Genomic DNA, 20,325 nt, shown 5'->3' with positions numbered 1-20,325 from the left:
GGGCGCCTCGTGACCTCAGCCAATCCTTTCTCACGCAGGACGGGGAGGGGCGTCAACCAACGGTCGAAGCGGGCGCGTTGCGCGAAGGCGACCAGGTCTCCTTTCAGTCCGACGCTCCGCTCGACGAGATCAGCAAGCGACGGTTCCCCGACACCCTGAGCCGCCCCCGGTCCAGCCTTGGTCATGCGGGGCCCTCCGCCGTTCGTCCTCGCCCACGTATTGTCGGAGTCATGCGTCTGAGCACCGTCATCCTCCCTGTCCGCCGCTGGCACGAAGGCGGTCGCGCACAGTGGACCCGCGCCGAGCAGCTCGGCTTCCACGGCGCCTATACCTACGACCACCTGTCCTGGCGCTCGTTCCGCGACGGACCGTGGTTCGGCGCGGTGCCCACACTCACCGCCGCCGCGGGCGCCACCGAGCGGATCCGGCTGGGGACCCTTGTGACCTCAGTCAAGCCTTTTTCACCTATCGCATGCTGACCTGCTCATTCGCGGTGCTATGAGACTGGCCACTACCGAATCCGGCGAGCGCTAAAGGCCATGAGTGAAGGCGCGGTACTCCCGGGCCACCAGCTCCACCTCGTGAGAATGTCTGTTGAGGTACTGCCCGATCGAGATGATCTCGCCATCAGCCGCAATGCTCGCGTACGCCTGTGCATAACCGCGAGGGTCCGTGTCGGAGGAGTAGACGCGAGGACCCTGATCTCGATGTACCCAGACGCGGTGCTCGTCGACCACCGTCGCCTCGGATCCAACGGGTCCGATCTTCTCCAAGAGCACGTAGTGCAGGCCGAGGAGATCCAAGAGCTCTCGGTCACGTTCCCACACGGTCCCCGCGTACATGTTGCTCATCAGGAACAGCGGATCGCGGTACACGAGCTGTACCGCATCGGGCAACGACATGCCTCGGCCGTTCCAGCACAGGGCGCCACGCACCGAGTGGCGTAGCCCGTGGCGTGGCACGGCCTCGCCCATGACCATGGGCAGAAGGTTTTCCAGGCCGTCCGGCCACCCATGGATGATTGTTTGCAGGAGGTCACAGGGGTTGTATACGTGCAGTCCGACGTCTCCCTCACCGACCTTCGGGCCCAACTCGTCGAGCCGGCCGTCCACGAGTGACTCCCACTCGTGGTTGCCGGCGAAGCTCTGCCGAGCCTCCTGCCTAAATGCCTTCCAACGGCTGGCAATCTGCGGGCTGGCGGTGCCTGTGTACAGGATCTGACTGTCGCCTCGTTCATCCCCGGTCAGGAAGCGGAACAGGTCCTGCTGCTCGAACGCGGCTGTGTGGTCGTAGGCGCCGGTACCTCGGAAGCCTTGGATGGCCCAGTTGGGGTCGTCACGGAGATTCTTCAACAGCCCTGGCCGTGCAGACTCCATGTTCATTCCACGCAGCTTGCTGCGCGCAAGGCGGTTGCAGAGCTCGCAGAGGGCCAGGTACTCGGCCTGGTGCTCTGCGGCGAACGACTCCGGCCCGTCGTAACCACCCAGGAGATCCGCTGCGGCGAGCTCCTCGTTCACCCGGCCTACCGCTAGGTACAGGCCGAAAGGCGCAGGAATGTAGTGCTTCTCCGCTACCCGGTCCAGATCCGCCGCCAGCAGGTCGAGCGCCCCCAACTCGTCCGCGACCTTGCAGATGATCCTCCAGCCCTGCTCACGCTGTTCCTCCGTGGCGAAGAAAAACAGATTGTGGATGGGGGTGATGCGGGGTTCGAACGCCCGAGGCAGAAGCTCCACCCGTTCGGTCCCGATGGGGGTGCCGTCGCTGTCCAGGAGCAGTTGGTACCCGCGAAGATCATGACTCCAGTCGCGCGCGGCGTGGCTGACGGCGATCAGGAGTTCTTCCCAGTCGTCCGGCATGGCAACGATCACCGCACGGATGCGGTCCGGCGCGAGGTTCTTCTCCCGGCAGAGGAGCTCGGTGTACTTGTTGACCTCGTGCAAGGCTTGCCGCGCGCTGGACCGGGACCGTTTCAGCTCGATGACCACCCACATCTGATGGCGATCACGGGCCAGGATGTCGATGCTCCCCCTGGTGCCGTGTGCGTTGGGTAGCGGGTACTCCTTGAACTGAACGGCCCGGAGCCCTGGCTCGATCAGCTCCAGGTTCTGTACGAGCGCATTGCGCGGAACGTTCTCAAGAGGCGGTCGCATGGCCGAAGACTAAACCTGAGCACTGACAAGGGACCTAGGGTGGAGCTGAGTTGGCGAGCCTCCTGTCATTACCCTGCCCGGGCATGACCGCATCTCGGGTCATCCGTTCTCCACGTTCTCCGACCCGGTTGACGGCTGGCGATCAGCCTTCGCCTGCTCCAGCGTCTCGGCAATCGCAGCGAACTCCGACAGGGCAGCCTGGAGGTCCTCTACGATCTCGGCCGCCAGAACCTCTGGTGCAGGAAGGTTGTACGCGTCGTCTAGGCTCGGGTCACGGAGCCAAGTGATGTCGAGGTCTGCCTTGTCACGGGCCATCAACTCGTCGTAAGTGAAGGGCTTGAACAGCTCGGTCTCCACGCGCTTCGCCCGGTCTTCGTCGGGCTTGAAGCACTGTACGAAGTCTTCGAGGTTAGACCGGGTGAGCGGTGTCTGCTTCAGCGTGAAGTGCTGGGCTGTGCGGAAGTCGTAGACCCAGAGCTTTTCGGTCCAGGGCTGGTTGGGGCGGGCAGGCTTGCGGTCGAAGAACAGCACGTTGGCCTTGACGCCGCCCGCGTAGAAGATGCCGGTGGGCAAGCGCAGGAGCGTGTGGACGTCGTACTCGTTCAGCAGTCGTCGGCGAACGGTCTCGCCGGCGCCGCCTTCGAAGAGCACGTTGTCGGGGACGACAACGGCCGCCCGGCCGTGGATCTCCAGCAGCGAGGCGATGTGCTGCACGAAGTTGAGTTGCTTGTTTGTCGTCGTCACCCAGAAGTCGCGCCGCTCGTACGCGATGGCCTCACGGGCGGCGGACCCGTCATCGCCGTAGACGGTGATGGAAGATTTTTTGCCGAACGGCGGGTTGGCGAGGATGAGGCTTGCCCGCTTGTCGGGCGGCACGGCGAGGGCGTCGCGGGAACGGACGAGGGCAGGTCCGGTGGGCTGGCCGATACCGTGCAGGAAAAGGTTCATCGCGGCAAGCCGTGCGGTGTTCTTGACCAGTTCGGTGCCCCAGATTCCGCCGCTGCTGAGGTGCTTACGCTGTTCAGGGGTGAGAGAACCACCGCGCTCGTGCAGGATGTACTCGGCTGCCGCGAGGAGGAAGCCGCCCGTTCCGCAGGCGGGGTCGGTGATCGTGTCGTCAGGTGTAGGTCGGACGCAATCGGTGATGGCCTGGATCAGCGGGCGCGGGGTGAAGTACTGGCCCGCACCCGACTTGATGTCCTCGGCCCCCCGAGACAGCAATTCCTCGTACGCGTCGCCTTTGATGTCGGTCTTCTGGCCTGACCAGTTCTCCCTGTCGATCAGGTCCTTTACGAGGCGCTTGAGCTTGGCGGGGTCATGGATACGGTTCCGGGCCCCGTTGAAGATCAGGTGGAAGGTGGTGTCTTTCCGCTGATTTCCGAGGTCCTCCAAGAGTTCCGTGTACGCGTCTTCGAGCGCGGCTCCGTCGTTGTTCAACAACTCGGGCCATCCCCGGTTTTCCCAGACGGGCCCCTCGGGCATGATCTGCTCTCGAAAGGTCGGCGGCCGGGACTGCGCTTCATGCGCCATCTTGAGGAAGACGAGGAGTGTCAGCTGCTCGACGTAGTCGATGGTGGAGACGCCATCGTCCCGAAGAACGTGGCAGTAACTCCAGAGCTTGTCAACGAGCCGACGGGCCTCGGTCGTGGTCACGAGGGAAACTCCAGGTCGAAGGGGGGCTGGGTGGCGGAGGCGGGGGTATTGGCTTGGGGTGGTGGGTGTGTTTCTGGTGCTGGTGCGCTCCTCGGCTTGCGCGCGGCGGGAGCCCGGCGCGCAAACACCTTCGACGTGCCTTCCGCCTCCCGCTCGGCGCGCACGCGGGCAAGTAGGGCTTCGGCGGGTTCGTCCGCGAGGTCCTGGGGGACCAGGCGGCCGGCGAAGGCTTCAGCCAGGAGGGAGCGGCGGACGCTAGTGCTGTGGTGCTTGCTGGCTGAGACACTACGGCTCAGGCGGCCCGCTTTTTGCTCAAGCTCGGACCACTCGGCACTGATTTTTTTCTGGGTGAGCAGATCTGGCAGGGGAAATTCCACAGCACCTAGAATCTTCTGATTGACCTTGTGGATTCCTGCGGTGGTGCGCGCCCGCCTTTCGATTTGCTGCCTCACGTGCGGCGATGACCAAATGATCCGAAGATAATCCGGACAAATCTTAATGATGTTGGGGCGTGCCCGGATCATGGTGTCTGGATAGGCGACCGGAGCCTCAACTTCCGAGACGAGCGAACCACGTCCGACCAGAGAAACGGAGCCATTTCCGCGAGAAATAAGGAAGTCGCCGGGCTTAACGAGGAAGGGCTCCGCTTCGCTCGCTTCCCAGTCGCCATCCTTGCGTCGCGCAAGATTGGCATGCGGACCCGATAGGGCGGTGAGGCGAAGGACCGGAAATCCTCCCGCGCGTGTAGGCACGGATCGGCCGTTCGTCAGCCCCCCAGTGAGAACGTCTCGCAGATGAACGGTGCGATAGTTCGACGTCATGCGATGCAAGGAGACTTGAATATACCGCTCAATTCTTCGTGCACTGTCGTGAAGAACCTTTTCGGCGGCATCGAGCCTCGACAGCTGTTCCTCTAGTGCGGAGACGATGCGCCACTGCTCTTCCAGCGGAGGGATGGGAAGGGGAATTCTTAGCATCGCTGCTTTGGTGAGCTTGAGGCGCGTTGTCCCGTTTGCGAAACCCTCGTAATTGAAATAATTGAGATAGTGGATTAGGTATTTCCAGTAAATACCGCCCTTGGATGCGCGAAGAACGTGAGCGTGATTATTCACCCATGCCGGTCCGGAAATGGCGTAAGCCTTTGTTTTGGTGATGTCGAAAAATTGAACACCGTCTTCGCCGAGGAGGATCAGGTCTTCGTTGAAGATTTTCTCATCGATCCATCCGACCTGCCCTGCGGCACCGTAATAGGGGACATCTCCGTGCCGACTTGCTCGTTCCTTTGCACTGACGGGAACTCGAAGACTGTCGAGTACGTCGACTACCTCGGCGAGCTTCGCCCAGGCCCATCCCTCCGATAGCTCCGAAGGAATCCTGCCCTCACTCACGCACCCAGCTCCCGTCCCATCTCATCCAGTATCTCGGCCCCGCGTTCGGCTCCGAAGTCCCTCAGGAAGCCGTCTACGCCACCGCGCTCGATGAAGGGTACGTCGCGAAGTTGGTCCGGTTCGATCGCAGCGTCCGTCGCGATCACATCCACGATCTTGTCCAGCCACCACACCTGGTCCGCGGTGAAGGACGCGCCCGCCTGCTCCTGCCGGGTCCGCCAAGCTGCGTACCGTTCCTCCACGAGTACCCGGTAGGGGCGGACCTCCTCGTCGAGGCCCAGCTCGTAGCGGAGCAGCCCGATGAGGTCAACCACGCCGGCCTTGCCCTTCGGCCGTTCGCTTGCCTTCCCGAGCTGGATGTACGCCTCGTAGAGACCCGTCGGGGTCCACTGGAAAGGGGGACGCTCAATACGGCGTGCGAGGTCGCGGAGGCGGTGGTAGACCTCCCTCGGGTCACGCCGCTCGCTGAAGGCGATGTTGAACGCGGCGATCTCGTCCTGATGATCCTTGAGGTATTGCTGCCACGAGGTGACCCGCCGCATGGCGAGTTCGTCCGCCGTGACGCCCCGCACCTCCATCAGACTGTCCGCGTTCACCTCGTCGATGACGATGTCGTGGGCGCGGCGCATCGACATGAGGCGGGCACGCAGCTCGCTGTTGGAGGCGATCGGCTTCAGAGCTTCGATCATGTCCTGCCGGATCTGCTCCGGGCCGCCAATGCGGCGGGCACGCTCCTGCTGGTCGGGGTCGACCGCGCGTACCAGGCCGCCAACGATCTCCTGCAAGGGCTGGCCGGCGAGTTCTTCGATCTCGGCTCGTTCGTCGGAGGTGAGCTGGTGATCCAGTCGGGCAAGGCGTCCGGCCAGGGTGGCGATCTCGTCCTCGGTCATGGCGAGGCCCGCCGTCTTGGCCATAAGCCGTTCCAGCGGGAGCTTGCGCTCCGTGGCCCGATTGAGCGGGCGGGCATCCACGCGGGGGGAGTCCGTCACGCCGACCGCGTCCACGATCACGAACCGCTCCTTGACCCTGGCATCCGGAGTCACCGCCTGAAACTCCGCCGGGTCGACCGTCCGGGAACCTCGACCCTTCATCTGTTCGAAGTAGGCCCAGCTCTTCACATTGCGAAGGAAGAACACGCACTCCAGCGGCGGAATGTCTGTACCAGTGGCGATCATGTCGACGGTCACCGCGATGCGCATTTCGGGGCTGTTGCGGAATGCCTTGATCAGTTCTGCCGGTCGCTTTGCGGCGTGAGTGATCTTCCGGCAGAAGCCGTCGGTGCCGTTCTCTCCGAAGACCATCCGGACCATCTGCACGATCTCGTCAGCGTGGTTGTCATCCACTGCGAAGATCAGTGTCTTGGGGACGTGAGTACGCGATCGTTGTGTCTCTCCCTCACCGACCGGTGGGAAAATATCTGTGAAGAGACGGTCGCGGAACGTCTCCAGAACGAGCTTCAACTGCCCCTTGCTGATCACCTGGCGTCCCAGTTGCGACGCCTTCCACTCCAGGTCATCCTCCAGCTCCTGGTAGCGCTCCCGGCGGGTCTTGCGCTCACGCATCGGCACGACGGTCTCCGCGGGGATCGTGCCGCCGTTCTCGCCGAGTTCGGTGCGGATACGGAAGACGTCGAAGTCCACATTGACCCTGTCGGCGACCGCCTGCTCGTAGGGGTACTCGCTGACAAGGTTCTGGAAGAAGAAGCCGAAGGTCTGGGCTACAGGAGTCGCGGTCAGTCCGACCAGGTGTGCGTCGAAGTACTCCAGCACCGCGCGCCACTTGCCGTAGATGGAACGGTGGCACTCGTCGACCACGATCAGGTCGAAGGTCTCCGGAGGGAGGTCCGGGCTGTAGGCGACTTCCACCGGCTCCTTTACGAGGTCATAGCCGTCGAGCTTCTCGTCGTTGTCGTCTGCACTGGGAACGGGTCGGCCGGTCAGCGCCATCCACAGCCGCTGCACCGTGGAGACCACGACATGGGCCGAGCCAAGAACGGTGTCACCAGCGAGCCGCTGCACCACGTACAGCTCGGTGAACTTGCGGCCGTCGTCCGGAGTGTCGTAGTTCTCGTACTCCGTGGCCGCCTGCGTGCCCAGGTTGTTCCGGTCCACCAGGAACAGCACCCGCTTGGCACCCGCGTGGTTGAGGAGCCGGTAGCTCTCACTGACCACCGTGTACGTCTTGCCGGCCCCGGTGGCCATCTGGATCAGGGCGCGGGGGTCGTCCTTGGCCAGCGAGCGTTCCAGCCTGGTGATCGCCTTCACCTGGGCGGGGCGGAGCGGGTCAGGGTCGAGGAAGGTCTGCGGAAGTCGACGAAGACGTGCCCGCAGAGTCGGCGCGGCCGGGTCCGCCTCGGCCTCGTCGATCCAGCGGGCGATCGTCTCCGGACGGTGCACGGCGAAGATTTCACGGGTACGCGGAGACGGGTCGAGGGCGTTGTGGAATCGGACGGTGTTGCCGTCCGCCACGTAGCGGAAGGGCAGGCTGGCGCGCCAGGCGCTGAGCTGCTGGCTACGCGTGAGACCGGTGGCGTAACGGGCCGCCTGCTGCATGGCTGCCTCCAGGTCGGCACCCTCCCGCTTGGCCTCTATGACTCCCACTAGCCGCTGGTCGACGTACAGGAGGTAGTCGGCCCGGCCGACGGCCGTGGATACCTCCGCCACCGCGACGCCCTGCCCGGCGAAGAGGTTCTTCGAGTTGTCGTCCTGGACGGTCCAGCCCGCCATTTCGAGAACCTTGTCGAGCTCCTTGCGGACTTGGGCTTCGTTCATCGGCGGCCGGGCGGCCTTCTGCGCATGTGAGATGAACTCGTCCCGCTTCGATGCATTGTCCAGCGGCTGGGTCGGCGTGCCGGCTTCCAGGGCCGCTGCGGTGAGCTCGTCGATCTGCTCGCTGAGTTCGGCGACTAGATCGTGGAGCGCAGCACGCTCCGTCTCGGCCTCTACCAGTTCCGTCTCGGCCTGGGCTCGGGCGGCCTGCTCGCGCTCCAGCCTGTCCTGCTTGCCATCGAAGCGGAGCCGCGCCTCTTCCAGCCGCCTGCGGTATGCCTCAAGCTCGCCGCGGAGATGCTCCAGCTCTTGCTGGTCCGCGGCGGTGGTGGGAACAGGGGCAGCAGAAGGCCGGGCCGGAGCCAGGAACACCCGGTGTGTGGTGTCGGCAGGGGTGAGAGAGCGATGCAGCCAGTCTCCGAGCCGAAAACACGCCTCCACCGTCTGGAGCGCGGCACGGACGTTCGCGTAGTACTCGTGGACCGCCCGGTTGCCCGTCAACCGGATCTCTTCGAACCAAGCGTGGACCTGCGGCACAAGCACACCGTGATCAGCGAGAGCCCTGACCCGGTCAAACTGACTCGTGCTGGACACCCTGACGTTGACCAGTGCGAGCAGATGCCGAGCCATGACTTCGCCGAAGAGCCGACACTTGAACATCGCGGCGTGCGGGTCGGTGTGGACGTATGACTCCGCCGAGCATCCGAGAGTCACAAGCAAGGGTTGGTGGCCGAGAAGGTGGCCGAAGTTGGCGGAACCGGCGGCCAGCCTGGCGACCTTCTCCTCCCTGCCACCCTGCCCCGGGTTTGCCGACGGCATCGTCATTTTCTCCCCCAACACCTCATCGCTGTGAGCAAAGCCTTGCAGGCTCTCATGGGATGTGGGAGAGATCAAGCCCTATTGAGGATGGTGGTCGGCATCCCGAGACTGCCCGTCGATCGTCGGCGTTCAGCCGAGCTGTGCGACTGCTTCTGTGGCGATCTGCTCGAAGACTGCCTTGTCGGCGGCAAAGTCTGAGTCGGGGATCGGCCAGTGGATCACGATCTCGGTGAAGCCGAGCTCCTGGTGGCGGCCAGCGAAGTCGACGAAAGCGTCTACGGACTCTAGCGGCCGGTTCCGGTCAGGGGTGAAGCCATGGAGGAGGATCTTGTCGAGTTCGGCCACGTCCCGACCGATCTCCGCACACGCGTTGCCGAGCCTCCGGACCTGACCGCGCAGCGCCTCCACCGATTGCTCAGGGGTTCCCGTCTCGTACAACTTCGGGTCGCCCGTCGTCACCCATGCCTGACCGTAGCGCGCTGCCAGTTTCAATCCTCGCGGGCCGGTCGCCGCCACCGCGAACGATAGCCGGGGGCGCTGTACGCAGCCAGGGATGTTCCGGGCCTCCTCGGCCGAATAGAAGGTGCCTTGCTGGGAGACCGAGCCCTCGGTGAGCAGCCGGTCCAGCAGCGGCACGAACTCGCCGAACCGGTCCGCCCGCTCCTTCGGCGTCCATGCCTCCTGGCCGAGCGCGGTGGCGTCGAAGCCGTTGCCGCCGGCACCGATGCCGAGGGTGATCCGGCCGCCCGAGACGTCGTCGAGAGAGATCAACTCCTTGGCGAGCGTGACCGGGTGTCGGAAGTTTGGCGACGTTACGAGGGTGCCCAGGCGGAGCCGCTCAGTGGCCGTGGCGGCGGCGGTGAGGGTGGGCAGGGCGCCGAACCAGGGGCCGTCGCGGAAGCTGCGCCAAGACAGGTGGTCGTAGGTGTACGCGGCGTGGAAGCCCAGTTCCTCGGCGCGCAGCCACTTTGCGCGGCCTCCCGCGTGCCAGCGGTCAACGGGAAGGATCACGGTGCTCAGGCGCAGACTCATGCCGTCGAGCCTACGTCCCTCTGTTCCTACGTCTGCCGTGGTCACGTACGTCCGAGGCCGGTGGCGCCAGGTCGGCGGACGCTCTATGGCATCCCCCCTCGTTCCCAGTGCCGACTCTTCGCGATATGAGAGGGGACACTCAGGCGGACTGGGCCGCCGTCACGGTCTTGAAACGGGACCATACGATCTTGCCCGAAGGGTCGCGGTCCTCGACGCCCCAGTCGTCGGCGAGTGCCTCGACGATGCTCATGCCGCGCCCTCCGGTATCGGTGTCACCGGCATGGCATACGTGGGGGCGGTGCTCGGCGGCGTCGCGGCTGTCGTGGACCTCCAAGCGGAGGTAGTCGTCGTCGGCCGAGAGGCGGATGAGGATGCCGTGGCCGGCGCGGGTGCCGTGCGTCAACGCGTTGGAGACCAGTTCCGAGGTGCACAGACGGATGTCCTCGGCCGGTTCGCCGTTGATCCCCCACAGGGAGAGCGTGCTGACCACGAACTGCCGGGCCAGAGCGACGGACGCACGCCTGGCGTCAAAGTACTGGTGCAGGGTTCTCGACATGGCACACCTCAGTTCGGGATGCCGGCGACCGGCGTTCGGTGGTGGGGCCGGACCATCAGCAGGCGGGCGCCGGTTTTCCTGATCTGTCGCTCGTGCTCGGCGGCCGTGCTCCGGGGGCCGAGGTGGAAGGCGTTCGGTAGGACGACGCCGTAGGCGCCCGGAAGGTCGAGGACGTCGAGCAGCCCGGAGAAGGCGGGCGAGCCGCTCGCCGGTCCTCCGCGCTCGGTGAACAGCCCGGACAGCCGCAGTTCGTGGCTGCGGCAGTAGTCGGCGAGTGCCACGGCCAGGACCGTGCCACGGGTGAGGGAGACACCGGCCAGGCGCAGATAGCCGTACACGACCGGCCGGCGAACCGGGCGGTGTTCAGTAAGGGTTACCACGGGCGGGCTCCCCGTATCCGGTAGGGACGGAGCGGACAGGTCGAGCCTGTCGTCCCGCGCCCAGCCGGGGAATCACCCGCTGTCCCACTTCCGTTCCACTTCCGCCCCTCCCCTCCTCTCCGGCGTGCTTCCATGACTACGGAGAGGAGCTGGACGTGGCGACCGTGCACCGATGGAGCGGCCTGGAGGCCAGGGCGCTGCGGTGGGCCCTGCGCCAGAGCGTCCGCGGTTTCGCCGAGCACTTGGGCGTGGCGGTCAATACCGTCTCCAAGTGGGAAAAGCTGCTTGGCGACACGACACCGCAGGCTGACAGTCAAGCCATCCTCGATACCGTCCTGGCCCGCGCGGACGCCTCCGCCACAGAGCGCTTCACTCGTCTGCTGGCCGAGCAGGGCCTCTCGGGCCGCCATCGTGACGGCGGCCAGGCGGTGCCGACCATGGCGGAATACGAGACCTGGGCCGACGACCTGGAGCGGGCCGCGGTTTGCCTGAGTCGCCAAGACTTCGCGTTCGCCGGCACCCTGCTGGACCGATGGCTGCGGCGCGTCCCCGCCCGCGATCTCGACGAGCGGGGCCGCTACCTCTACGCGCGGTCGCTGACCCTGAACGGGGACATGCGCCGCCTGCAGGGCACGGTGCGGGACCTTCTCACCGCGACATCGCTGTACGGCGACGCCCACAGCCTGTTCACCGAACTCGGCGTCCCGCGTCGGGCAGCCCAGATCGAGCTGTCGCTCGCCGTGGTCGCGGAGATGTCGGGATGGCTCACCACCGCCGCCTCCCGCTACGGGGCGCTCACCGACGACGGCCGTCTCGGCGCCTGCGATGGCGTCCGCGCTCGGCTGTGGATCGGCACCGCGCTGGCCAAACAGGGCCACAACACACCGGCTATCGCGCTGATGCGCTCGGCCGCACGGGACTTCCACGACCTCACCGAACCCGAGGAGTGGGCGGTCACCCAGCAGAAACTGGCCTTGGCCCACCGCGGCGCAGGAGACCTCACCCGCGCCCTGCGCCATATCGACACCGCACGCGCGGCGAGCAGCCCCACCTCACCACTGGAGCACGTACAGATCGACACCGCGCACGCCCACATCCTGCTGTCCGACCCCGCCACCTCCGACGAGGGACGCGCCATCCTCGCGCGTGCCGCCGACCTGGCCACGCGGCACGGTCTCCGCCACCAACTGCGCAGCATCGACACCATCCGCGCCAGCGAGGAGCACGCATGACCCCGATCACCGACACCGACCGGGACGACGCCCGCGCCCTGTGGGATTTCAACGTCCTGAACCACCAGGTCCGTCCGGTCTCCGCCGCTGTCGCCCTCGGCGGCTGCGACATCGGCGTCGCCACCGCTGTGGCCGACCTCCACCGCGCGGGCCTCTTCCCCACCGTGGTCTTCACCGGCGCCGTCACCGAGGCGACCCTGGGGCGCTTCCCGCGTGGCGAGGCTGTCCACTTCAGTGAGAAAGCCATCGCCCTCGGGGTTCCGGAGGGCGTCGTCCTCGTCGAGCCACGCGCGACGAACACCGGCCAGAACCTCACATTCGCCCGCACGGTCCTGGTGGACGCCGGACACCAGGTCGACTCGGTTCTCCTGGTCTGCATGCCCTACATGCAGCGGCGGGCGTACGCCACGTCCCGCAAGCAGTGGCCGGACGTCCAAGTCCGGTGCGCCTCGCAGGAGGTGACCTTCGACGAGTACGCCAAGGCGCAGGACGACGAGGTGGAGTTCATCGCCATGATGGTTGGCGACACGCAACGCGTCATGGAGTACCCGCGCCGGGGCTTCGCCATCGAGCAGGAGGTACCGGAGCGTGTCCGCGACGCCTTCGAGCGACTGTGCCGGCGCGGCTACGACGCCTGGCTCCTGGCCGACTGACCACACCCGCCCCGCCACCCGAGCCAGCGCCCTCTGCGCGATCCACCAGCCCAATCTCTTCCCCCGGCTGGCGACCCTGGCCAAGCTGTACGCGGCGGACTACTGGATCGTCCTGGACGACGTGCAGTTCGCTCGCCGCGACTACCAGCACCGCACACGCCTCGCCTCCCTCAACGACCCCGGTCGGCGGCAGTGGCTCACCCTCCCCACCCGCCTGCCCCACGGCCGGGCGACCCTCATACGCGAGGCACGGCTCGTCGACCCCGCCAAATCCCGCCGAAGGCTCCGCCTGCTCCTCCAGCAGTACTACGGAGCCGCCCCACACCGTGCTCACCTCCACACGGTGACGCAACCGCTCCTCGACCTCATGGACGAGACCGACCGCACAGCCGACATCGCCGAAGCCTCCACATGGCGCCTCCTCCACCTGCTCGGCTGGCGCGGACACATCACCCGCAGCAGCACGCTCCCCGCACGCTCCGGCCGCTCGGAACGGCTTGCCGACCTCACGCGGGCGATCGGCGCCGACGCGTACCTCTGCGGCACCGGCGGCATGCGCTACCTGCACCCCGAGCCGTTCCGGGATCACGCCATCGACGTGGTCCCCTTCAGCACACCGACCACCGGCGGCCCCTGGACCGACGCCCGGGAGATCAGTGCCCTGTGGGCCGTCATGACGTACGGCCCACAGTGCCTTTCCTCCCTTCTGTGCGCGACTGAACCGATTTGACGGTCGACCGGGGCTGAGCGGACAAGAGCCACCTCGGCCGATTGCGTCACGCACGGCGGTGGTGGCTGGCACCGCGGACGACCACAGCGCCAGAAGCCGGTTGTGTGGGAGTCGGGGAGTACGGCGCCGGGAAGGTCGACGCCGCCGTGCTCCGACGGCGGGCGGCTTCCGCGCGGCGGTTGGGAGCGGGGTTGCGGCCGGTGTGCTGGATGCGGGTGATCAGTACGCGGGTGGGGTGACGCGCAGTGCTCAACTCCCTTAGCTCGGCTGCCTCTCGCAGGAGCCGACGGGGCTGCTGACCGCGTGGGCGAGGTCGCGCGCGGCTGCATGCAGGACGTGGGCCGCCCGGTCCTCGGCACGGACCTGCCAACGCTGGGCACGTGCGAAGGTGCTCGCCGCGCTGCGAAGTTCTTCATGCACATGGGCGGGCACCTTTTGAGCGGCGGCTTCGATCAGTTCGCCGAGGGCGTCGATGTGCGCCTGGGCGTGGGCGTCGTCGGTGAGGTCGGCGTGCAGGGTGTCGAGGGCGTCGATCGCGCGATGCCAGTCGGTGGCGGGCTGGTCCCGACGAGCGGTGGGGTGCTCCTCGGGTGATCCGGCTTTTAGACGCGCCCGAAGCTTGGGCACGCTGAGATCGGGGGCGATCCGACCGCCCGGATGGAAGATCTGCTCGCCCTTCTCGTTCACGTCGCCGGGACGGCCGACGGAGTAACCGAGCAGGTCTCCGGAGGGTCCCCGGCGAGGCTTGACGGCAATGTCGTCAGCTTCGAGGTAGGTGAGAAGTTCCTCCACCCCCGCTGCGTGGGGGATGGCCGCGCGGACACGGTCCTGGAGCCACGCGCGGCTGGTCTGCTCCCAGCCGAGCCGCTGGGCCTTGTGCATCTCGGCATGGCTGGGCCGTCGCGCTGCCGTACCGTCCCCCTTTCCCAACCGGCACAGCCCGAAGTCCCTTGGATGCGGCTCACCGGCTTCACCCCGGACCGCGCCCGCCCGCTGGAGTCCGTCGACGCCTTCGTCGACTTCGCCGGCCGGCACCGGGATCTGGGGTTCACCGAGATCGTCGTCCACTGGCCGATCCCGGACTCGGACTTCGCCGTGGACGAGGGCGTCTTCGAGCGCATCGCCACGGAGGCCGTCGCCCAGCTCGGCTAGGACGCTGGCCTGTCGGACGACCTGCATGGCTCGTGGAGCGTGGGGGACGGCGGATGTTTCACGTGAAACCGGTTTCGCTCGCGGGCTCCGGGTCGGCACGCGCTGACGACGACCTCGGTCGTGGCAAGGCGACGGTCCCGGCCGCCGCTCCCGTCTGACGCCCGGTTCCGCGTGACCGCCGCCCCCGCCCGACGGCGCGATCGGTCCGGTCAGTGCGCCGACGGAAAGCGCAGGTAGTGCGGGGGCACCTTCTTCGTCAGCCAGACGCCGTTGGCGCTGACGCAGAAGGTGTGACCGTCGCGGTGCATGGCGGATGCGTCGACGGCCAGTACCACCGGGCGGCCGCGGCGGGCGCCGACCCGGGTCGCGGTCTCCCTGTCGGGTGAGAGGTGCACGTCGTGGCGGTTCATGGGCCGTAGGCCCTCGGCCCGGATCGCGTCCAGACAGCGGGCCACGGTCCCGTGGTAGAGGTACGGCGGCGGGGTCGCCGGCGCCAGTCCGAGGTCGACCTCGACGCTGTGGCCCTGGCTGGCGCGGATGCGGTCGCCCTCGATCGCGAAGCGCTGCTTGTCGTTGTCGGCGACCACCCGGTCCAGTTCCGCGCGGCTGAACCGGAAGCCGTGCGCGGCCGCCGCCGCGATCAGCGCGTCGATCCCGACCCAGCCGCCCTCGTCGAGGGTGAGGCCGATTCTCTCGGGCTGGTGGCGCAGGTGCCGGGAGAGGTACTTCGACACCTTGACGGTGCGTCGTGCATCCATGCCACCAGCGTGCCGGGAGGAGCAGGCGTCACGCAGTTCCTTTTCACCGGGGGACGCGATCCCCCGTCCAGAGCGGCGCCCGGTGCGCACGAAGGCGCTTCGCGACCGCCCGTGCCAGGAGGGCGACCGGCTCACAGGCGCGAGCGCACCCGAGCCAGTCTGCGCAGCGTCCGCGGCGTGAAGCGGGACATCGCGTGCAGGAGACGGGCCTCCGGCGTCACCGGCGCCACGGCCTCGTTGCGGACCACGGAGCGCAGGATCGCCTCGGCGACCTTCTCCGGCGGATAGTCGCGCAGCCCGTACAGCCGGGCCGCGCGCCGCCGGAGGCGCTTCTCCTCCTCCGCGTCGGCGCCCGCGAAGTGCGCCGTCGACGTGATGCCCGTGTTGACGAACCCGGGGCAGACGGCCGTGACCCCGATCCCCTGTCCGGCCAGTTCCGCGCGCAGGCACTCGCTGAGCATGAGCACCGCCGCCTTGGACGTGCTGTACGCGGGCAGCTCCCGCGAGGGCTGGTACGCCGCCGCGGACGCGATGTTGACGATGTGGCCGCCCTGTCCGCGCTCGGCCATCTGCCGTCCGAAGAGCCGGCAGCCGTGGATCACGCCCCACAGGTTGACGTCGAGGACCTTCCTCCAGTCCTCCGGGGTGTGGTCGAAGAACGAGCCGGACAGTCCGATGCCCGCGTTGTTCACCAGCACGTCCAGCGTGCCGTACTCGGCGACGACCTTCTCGGCCAGCTTCTCCATCGCCCGTTCGTCGGAGACGTCGACCGCCTCCGCCCAGGCGGCCTGCGCGCCGAGGGGGCGGGCCAGCTCGGCGGTGCGGACCGCGGCCTCGGCGTCCCGGTCCACGGCCACCACGCGGGCGCCGGCCTCGGCGAAGGCGAACGCCGTGGCCCGGCCGATGCCGCTGCCCGCCCCGGTCACCAACACGAGCTGACCGGCGAAGCGGTCGGCGTACGGCCCCCTCGCGTCGGTCGCGGGGCGCCCCTCCTCGGTCGCCGTCACGAACTGCGCCACCCAGTCGGCCACCTGGTCGGGCCGGGTGCGCGGAATCCAGTGCTTGGCTGCCAGCGTGCGGCGCACCAGCCGCGGAACCCACTGCTCCAGGTCGTCGTACAGCCGCTCGGAGAGGAAGGCGTCCCGTACGGGAGTGATGAGCTGCACCGGGACGTGTGCGCGGGCGTCGGTCCGCGGCCTGCGCAGCCGGGCCCGCACGTTGTCCCGGTACAGCCAGGCGCCGTGCGCCGCGTCCCGCGGCAGGGACGGGGTCGGGTAGTCGCCGCCGGGCGTCTTCTCGACGCGCCGCAGAATCGCCGGCCAGCTCCGGCCGAGCGGACCGCGCCAGGCCAGTTCGGGCAGCGCGGGCGTGTGCAGCAGGTACACGTACCAGGACCGGGCGCCCTGGCCGAGGAGCTGGCCCACCCGGCGCGGTGTGGGACGCCGGACGCGGGCGGTGATCCAGTGGCCGAAGTGGTCCAGGGACGGGCCGGACATGGACGTGAAGGAGGCGATGCGGCCCTTAGTGCGCTCGACGGTGGCGAACTCCCAGGACTGCACCGATCCCCAGTCGTGCCCCACCAGGTGGACGGGCCGGTCGGGACTGACCGCGTCGGCGACGGCCAGGAAGTCGTCGGTGAGCTTGTCGAGGGTGAAACCGCCGCGCAGCGGCTTCGGCGCGGTGGAGCGGCCGTGCCCCCGGACGTCGTACAGAACCACGTGGAAGCGGTCCGCGAGGCGGGCGGCGACCTCGGACCAGACCTCCTTGCTGTCCGGGTAGCCGTGCACCAGGACGACCGTGGGCCGTCGCGGGTCGCCCAGCTCGGCCACGCACAGCTCGACCCCGCCGGAGTGCACCCGGCGCTCCCGCGTCCCTTGCAGCGGCGTCACGCGCGTCACCTCTCCTCCGCCCGGCGCCGCGGACGCGGCGAACCGTCCTCCCGCCGGCGGCGGCCTCGGCCCGCCGGCGGTCCTGTCTGTCCCCGCACGCGATGGGAGCGACTGTCGCAGTCGTTAGACTCATCGTCAATAGGACGATCGCACCCCGAGGCGACCCCGTGGCGCCCCCCACGGCGCCCTCATGAGACCCCCGCGGCGCCCCTACGGCGCCGCCCCTACGGCGCCCCACCGCGGACGGCGCGTCAGGGGGCGCCCCGCACGACGCGTCAGGGATGACCCTCATCTCCCCGTACTACCCCAGACGTACGCCAAGACGGCTCTGCGGTCTGACGACGCACCCCGCCCGCCTGACTACCGTCGACGACGTGACTGTGATCGCGACCGAAAGCCTGAGCAAGCGGTTCCCCCGGGTGACCGCGCTTGACCGGCTCTCCGTGGACGTCGGACCCGGTGTGACCGGACTCGTCGGCGCCAACGGCGCCGGCAAGTCCACCCTGATCAAGATCCTGTTGGGTCTGTCCCCCGCCACCGAGGGCCGCGCCGAGGTGCTGGGCCTCGACGTGGCCTCCGACGGCGCGGCCATCCGCGAGCGCGTCGGCTACATGCCGGAGCACGACTGCCTGCCGCCCGACGTCTCGGCCACCGAGTTCGTCGTCCACATGGCGCGCATGTCCGGTCTGCCGCCCGCCGCCGCCCGCGAGCGCACCGCGGACACGCTGCGCCACGTCGGGCTGTACGAGGAGCGCTACCGGCCCATCGGCGGCTACTCCACCGGCATGAAACAGCGCGTCAAGCTCGCCCAGGCGCTGGTGCACGATCCGCGGCTGGTCCTCCTCGACGAGCCGACCAACGGCCTCGACCCGGTCGGCCGCGACGAGATGCTCGGCCTGATCCGCCGCATCCACACCGACTTCGGCATCTCGGTCCTGGTCACCTCCCACCTGCTCGGCGAGCTGGAGCGCACCTGCGACCACGTCGTCGTCGTCGACGGCGGCAAGCTCCTGCGCTCCAGCTCCACCACCGACTTCACCCAGACCACGACCACGCTCGCCGTCGAGGTCACCGACAGCGACGAGCACCCCGACGGCGCCCGCGCGCTGCGCGACGCGCTCCTGGAGCGCGGGGTGCGAACCGAGGACGGCGCCGGCCTGCCGGGCGCCGGGCACGTCCTGCTGCTCACCGCGCAGGGCGAGGAGACCTACGACCTGGTCCGCGACGTCATCGCCGACCTCGGCCTCGGCCTGGTGCGCATGGAGCAGCGCAGGCACCAGATCTCGGAGATCTTCCGAGACGGAGAACAGCACGACGGACAGCGGAAGGAGGCGGTCGGCCATGGCGGTTGAGCACCCCCCGGCGGCGCCCTCGGGCGGCCAGACCCGGATCCACGACATCGGCTACCGCACCTACGACGGCCCCCGCCTCGGCCGCGCCTACGCCCGGCGCTCGCTGTACTCGCAGTCCCTGCGCGGCGCCTACGGCCTCGGCCGCTCGGTGAAGTCCAAGGTGCTGCCGATGCTGCTGTTCGCGGTGATGTGCGTGCCCGCGGCCATCATGGTCGCCGTCGCGGTCTTCACCAAGGCCAAGGACCTGCCGGTCGACTACACGCGCTACGCCGTCCTCATGCAGGCCGTCATCAGCCTGTTCCTCGCCGCGCAGGCCCCCCAGTCGGTCTCGCGCGACCTGCGCTTCAAGACCGTGCCGCTGTACTTCTCGCGGCCCATCGAGACGGCCGACTACGTCCGCGCCAAGTACGCGGCGCTGGCCTCGGCGCTGTTCATCCTCACCGGCGCGCCGCTGATCGTGCTCTACGCCGGCGCGCTGCTGGCCAAACTCGACGTGGCCGACCAGACCAAGGGATTCGGCGAGGGGCTCGTGTCCGTGGCACTGCTCTCGCTGCTCTTCGCCGGCATCGGCCTGGTGATCGCCGCGCTCACCCCGCGCCGCGGCTTCGGCATCGCCGCCGTGATCGCCGTCATGGTCATCTCCTACGGCGCGGTCTCCACGCTCCAGGCCATCGCCGACGCCCGCGACAACACCGGCGCCATCCCCTGGATCGGCCTGTTCTCCCCCGTCACCCTGATCGACGGCGTGCAGACCGCCTTCCTGGGCGCCACCTCCGCGGCGCCCGGCGCCGTCGGCCCCGGGACCGGGCAGGGCATCGTCTACCTGGTGGTCGTACTCGGCCTCATCGCCGCCGCCTACGGCCTCCTGCTGCGCCGCTACAAGAAGGTGGGCCTGTGACCACGCTCAGCATCGACCACGTCTCCCGCTGGTTCGGCAACGTGGTCGCCGTCAACGACATCACCATGACGATCGGCCCCGGCGTCACCGGCCTGCTCGGCCCCAACGGCGCCGGCAAGTCCACGCTGATCAACATGATGGGCGGCTTCCTCGCCCCCTCCACCGGAACCGTCACGCTGGACGGGGCGCCGGTGTGGCGCAACGAGCAGATCTACCGGCACATCGGCGTCGTCCCCGAGCGGGAGGCGATGTACGACTTCCTCACCGGCCGCGAGTTCGTCCTGGCCAACGCCGAGCTGCACGGGCTGGGCGCCAAGGCCGCGCAGCGGGCGCTGGCCACGGTCGAGATGGAGTACGCGCAGGACCGGAAGATCGCCACGTACTCCAAAGGCATGCGGCAGCGCGTGAAGATGGCCAGCGCCCTCGTCCACGACCCGTCGCTGCTGCTGCTGGACGAGCCGTTCAACGGCATGGACCCGCGCCAGCGCATGCAGCTCATGGAACTGCTGCGGCGCATGGGCGACGAGGGCCGCACGGTGCTGTTCTCCTCCCACATCCTGGAGGAGGTCGAACAGCTCGCCTGGCACATCGAGGTGGTCGTCGCCGGGCGGCACGCGGCCAGCGGCGACTTCCGCCGGATCCGCCGGCTGATGACCGACCGGCCGCACCGCTACCTGGTCCGCTCCAGCGACGACCGCGCCCTGGCGGCCGCCCTGATCGCCGATCCGTCCACCTCAGGCATCGAGCTGGACCAGGCCGAGGGCGCGCTGCGGATCCAGGCCGTCGACTTCGGCCGGTTCACCGCCCTGCTGCCCCGCGTGGCGCGGGAGCACGGCATCCGCCTGCTCACGGTCTCGCCGTCCGACGAGTCCCTAGAGTCCGTCTTCTCGTATCTGGTCGCGGCGTAGGAGGCCA

At 68.1% G+C, this 20,325-nt stretch carries 16 protein-coding genes and 2 pseudogenes; 8 read left to right on the top strand and 10 right to left on the bottom strand.

Annotated features, from left to right (window positions below; genetic code table 11):
- The first annotated feature begins 230 nt into the window (after window positions 1-230).
- Entirely contained in the window at window positions 231-479 is a 249-nt protein-coding gene (locus tag ABZ861_RS15810) for an LLM class flavin-dependent oxidoreductase (protein ID WP_361629804.1), read from the top strand.
- 51 nt (window positions 480-530) lie between these two features.
- Here the strand turns inward: ABZ861_RS15810 and ABZ861_RS15805 are convergent, their stop codons facing one another.
- The 7 genes from ABZ861_RS15805 to ABZ861_RS15775 all read right to left on the bottom strand — a co-directional run bounded on the left by ABZ861_RS15805 (window position 531) and on the right by ABZ861_RS15775 (window position 10,746).
- Window positions 531-2,150 carry an endonuclease NucS domain-containing protein gene (locus ABZ861_RS15805; protein WP_361629801.1) on the bottom strand — a complete coding sequence of 540 codons (1,620 nt, stop codon included), beginning with the start codon at window positions 2,148-2,150 and terminating at the stop codon, window positions 531-533.
- Between the two features lie 99 nt (window positions 2,151-2,249).
- The gene (locus ABZ861_RS15800; protein ID WP_361629798.1) at window positions 2,250-3,803 is read right to left on the bottom strand and encodes a class I SAM-dependent DNA methyltransferase; all 1,554 of its coding nucleotides are present in this window, start codon (window positions 3,801-3,803) and stop codon (window positions 2,250-2,252) included.
- On the bottom strand, window positions 3,800-5,191 hold the full coding sequence (locus tag ABZ861_RS15795; RefSeq protein WP_361629795.1) for a restriction endonuclease subunit S: 1,392 nt from the start codon (window positions 5,189-5,191) through the stop codon (window positions 3,800-3,802). The genes ABZ861_RS15800 and ABZ861_RS15795 overlap by 4 nt, the downstream gene beginning before the upstream one ends.
- Window positions 5,188-8,784, bottom strand: a complete 3,597-nt coding sequence (locus tag ABZ861_RS15790; protein ID WP_361629792.1) for a DEAD/DEAH box helicase family protein — start codon at window positions 8,782-8,784, stop codon at window positions 5,188-5,190. Before ABZ861_RS15790 ends, ABZ861_RS15795 begins: the two co-directional genes overlap by 4 nt.
- A gap of 123 nt (window positions 8,785-8,907) precedes the next feature.
- Window positions 8,908-9,810: an LLM class flavin-dependent oxidoreductase gene (locus ABZ861_RS15785; protein WP_361629789.1), complete on the bottom strand. Its 903-nt coding sequence runs from the start codon at window positions 9,808-9,810 to the stop codon at window positions 8,908-8,910.
- 139 nt (window positions 9,811-9,949) lie between these two features.
- Entirely contained in the window at window positions 9,950-10,366 is a 417-nt protein-coding gene (locus tag ABZ861_RS15780) for an ATP-binding protein (RefSeq protein ID WP_361629786.1), read from the bottom strand.
- Window positions 10,367-10,374: 8 nt separating this feature from the next.
- Window positions 10,375-10,746 (bottom strand): hypothetical protein, encoded by a 372-nt coding sequence (locus ABZ861_RS15775; RefSeq protein ID WP_361629783.1) that lies wholly within the window; start codon window positions 10,744-10,746, stop codon window positions 10,375-10,377.
- A gap of 155 nt (window positions 10,747-10,901) precedes the next feature.
- Between ABZ861_RS15775 and ABZ861_RS15770 the strand changes: the two genes are divergently transcribed.
- Genes ABZ861_RS15770 through ABZ861_RS15760 form a run of 3 tightly spaced genes read left to right on the top strand, consistent with a single transcriptional unit; the run spans window position 10,902 to window position 13,361 of the window.
- Window positions 10,902-11,978 (top strand): hypothetical protein, encoded by a 1,077-nt coding sequence (locus ABZ861_RS15770; protein WP_361629780.1) that lies wholly within the window; start codon window positions 10,902-10,904, stop codon window positions 11,976-11,978.
- Window positions 11,975-12,631 (top strand): YdcF family protein, encoded by a 657-nt coding sequence (locus ABZ861_RS15765; protein WP_361629777.1) that lies wholly within the window; start codon window positions 11,975-11,977, stop codon window positions 12,629-12,631. Before ABZ861_RS15770 ends, ABZ861_RS15765 begins: the two co-directional genes overlap by 4 nt.
- A complete protein-coding gene (locus ABZ861_RS15760; RefSeq protein ID WP_361629774.1) occupies window positions 12,567-13,361 on the top strand; it encodes a WbqC family protein in 795 nt (264 codons plus the stop codon). Before ABZ861_RS15765 ends, ABZ861_RS15760 begins: the two co-directional genes overlap by 65 nt.
- A gap of 46 nt (window positions 13,362-13,407) precedes the next feature.
- Here the strand turns inward: ABZ861_RS15760 and ABZ861_RS15755 are convergent.
- A pseudogene (locus tag ABZ861_RS15755) lies at window positions 13,408-14,312 on the bottom strand (mobilization protein); the annotation flags it as partial.
- A 9-nt stretch (window positions 14,313-14,321) separates the two neighbouring features.
- On the opposite strand from ABZ861_RS15755, the pseudogene ABZ861_RS15750 reads away from it, so the two are divergent.
- Window positions 14,322-14,513 (top strand): annotated as a pseudogene (locus ABZ861_RS15750) (LLM class flavin-dependent oxidoreductase); the annotation flags it as partial.
- A gap of 209 nt (window positions 14,514-14,722) precedes the next feature.
- Here ABZ861_RS15750 and ABZ861_RS15745 read toward each other — a convergent pair.
- Window positions 14,723-15,271, bottom strand: coding sequence for an RNA 2'-phosphotransferase (locus tag ABZ861_RS15745; RefSeq protein WP_361629771.1), 549 nt, complete (start codon window positions 15,269-15,271; stop codon window positions 14,723-14,725).
- Window positions 15,272-15,402: 131 nt separating this feature from the next.
- Window positions 15,403-17,160 (bottom strand): SDR family oxidoreductase, encoded by a 1,758-nt coding sequence (locus ABZ861_RS15740; RefSeq protein ID WP_361629768.1) that lies wholly within the window; start codon window positions 17,158-17,160, stop codon window positions 15,403-15,405.
- Between the two features lie 380 nt (window positions 17,161-17,540).
- Between ABZ861_RS15740 and ABZ861_RS15735 the strand changes: the two genes are divergently transcribed.
- Genes ABZ861_RS15735 through ABZ861_RS15725 form a run of 3 tightly spaced genes read left to right on the top strand, consistent with a single transcriptional unit; the run spans window position 17,541 to window position 20,318 of the window.
- On the top strand, window positions 17,541-18,512 hold the full coding sequence (locus ABZ861_RS15735) for an ABC transporter ATP-binding protein (RefSeq protein ID WP_361629948.1): 972 nt from the start codon (window positions 17,541-17,543) through the stop codon (window positions 18,510-18,512).
- Window positions 18,502-19,410, top strand: a complete 909-nt coding sequence (locus ABZ861_RS15730) for an ABC transporter permease (protein ID WP_361629765.1) — start codon at window positions 18,502-18,504, stop codon at window positions 19,408-19,410. The genes ABZ861_RS15735 and ABZ861_RS15730 overlap by 11 nt, the downstream gene beginning before the upstream one ends.
- Entirely contained in the window at window positions 19,407-20,318 is a 912-nt protein-coding gene (locus tag ABZ861_RS15725) for an ABC transporter ATP-binding protein (protein ID WP_361629762.1), read from the top strand. The genes ABZ861_RS15730 and ABZ861_RS15725 overlap by 4 nt, the downstream gene beginning before the upstream one ends.
- The last annotated feature ends 7 nt before the right edge of the window (window positions 20,319-20,325 follow it).

Origin of the sequence: Streptomyces sp. NPDC046985 (genome assembly GCF_040644415.1) — a bacterium.
Lineage (GTDB): Bacteria > Actinomycetota > Actinomycetes > Streptomycetales > Streptomycetaceae > Streptomyces.
This window is presented reverse-complemented; position numbering and strand designations above follow the sequence as displayed.

Coding starts and splice junctions, on each gene's coding strand:
- ABZ861_RS15810 (WP_361629804.1), top strand. CDS start 231: ATGCGTCTGAGCACCGTCATCCTCCCTGTCCGCCGCTGGCACGAAGGC.
- ABZ861_RS15805 (WP_361629801.1), bottom strand. CDS start 2,150: ATGCGACCGCCTCTTGAGAACGTTCCGCGCAATGCGCTCGTACAGAAC.
- ABZ861_RS15790 (WP_361629792.1), bottom strand. CDS start 8,784: ATGACGATGCCGTCGGCAAACCCGGGGCAGGGTGGCAGGGAGGAGAAG.
- ABZ861_RS15785 (WP_361629789.1), bottom strand. CDS start 9,810: ATGAGTCTGCGCCTGAGCACCGTGATCCTTCCCGTTGACCGCTGGCAC.
- ABZ861_RS15780 (WP_361629786.1), bottom strand. CDS start 10,366: ATGTCGAGAACCCTGCACCAGTACTTTGACGCCAGGCGTGCGTCCGTC.
- ABZ861_RS15765 (WP_361629777.1), top strand. CDS start 11,975: ATGACCCCGATCACCGACACCGACCGGGACGACGCCCGCGCCCTGTGG.
- ABZ861_RS15745 (WP_361629771.1), bottom strand. CDS start 15,271: ATGGATGCACGACGCACCGTCAAGGTGTCGAAGTACCTCTCCCGGCAC.
- ABZ861_RS15730 (WP_361629765.1), top strand. CDS start 18,502: ATGGCGGTTGAGCACCCCCCGGCGGCGCCCTCGGGCGGCCAGACCCGG.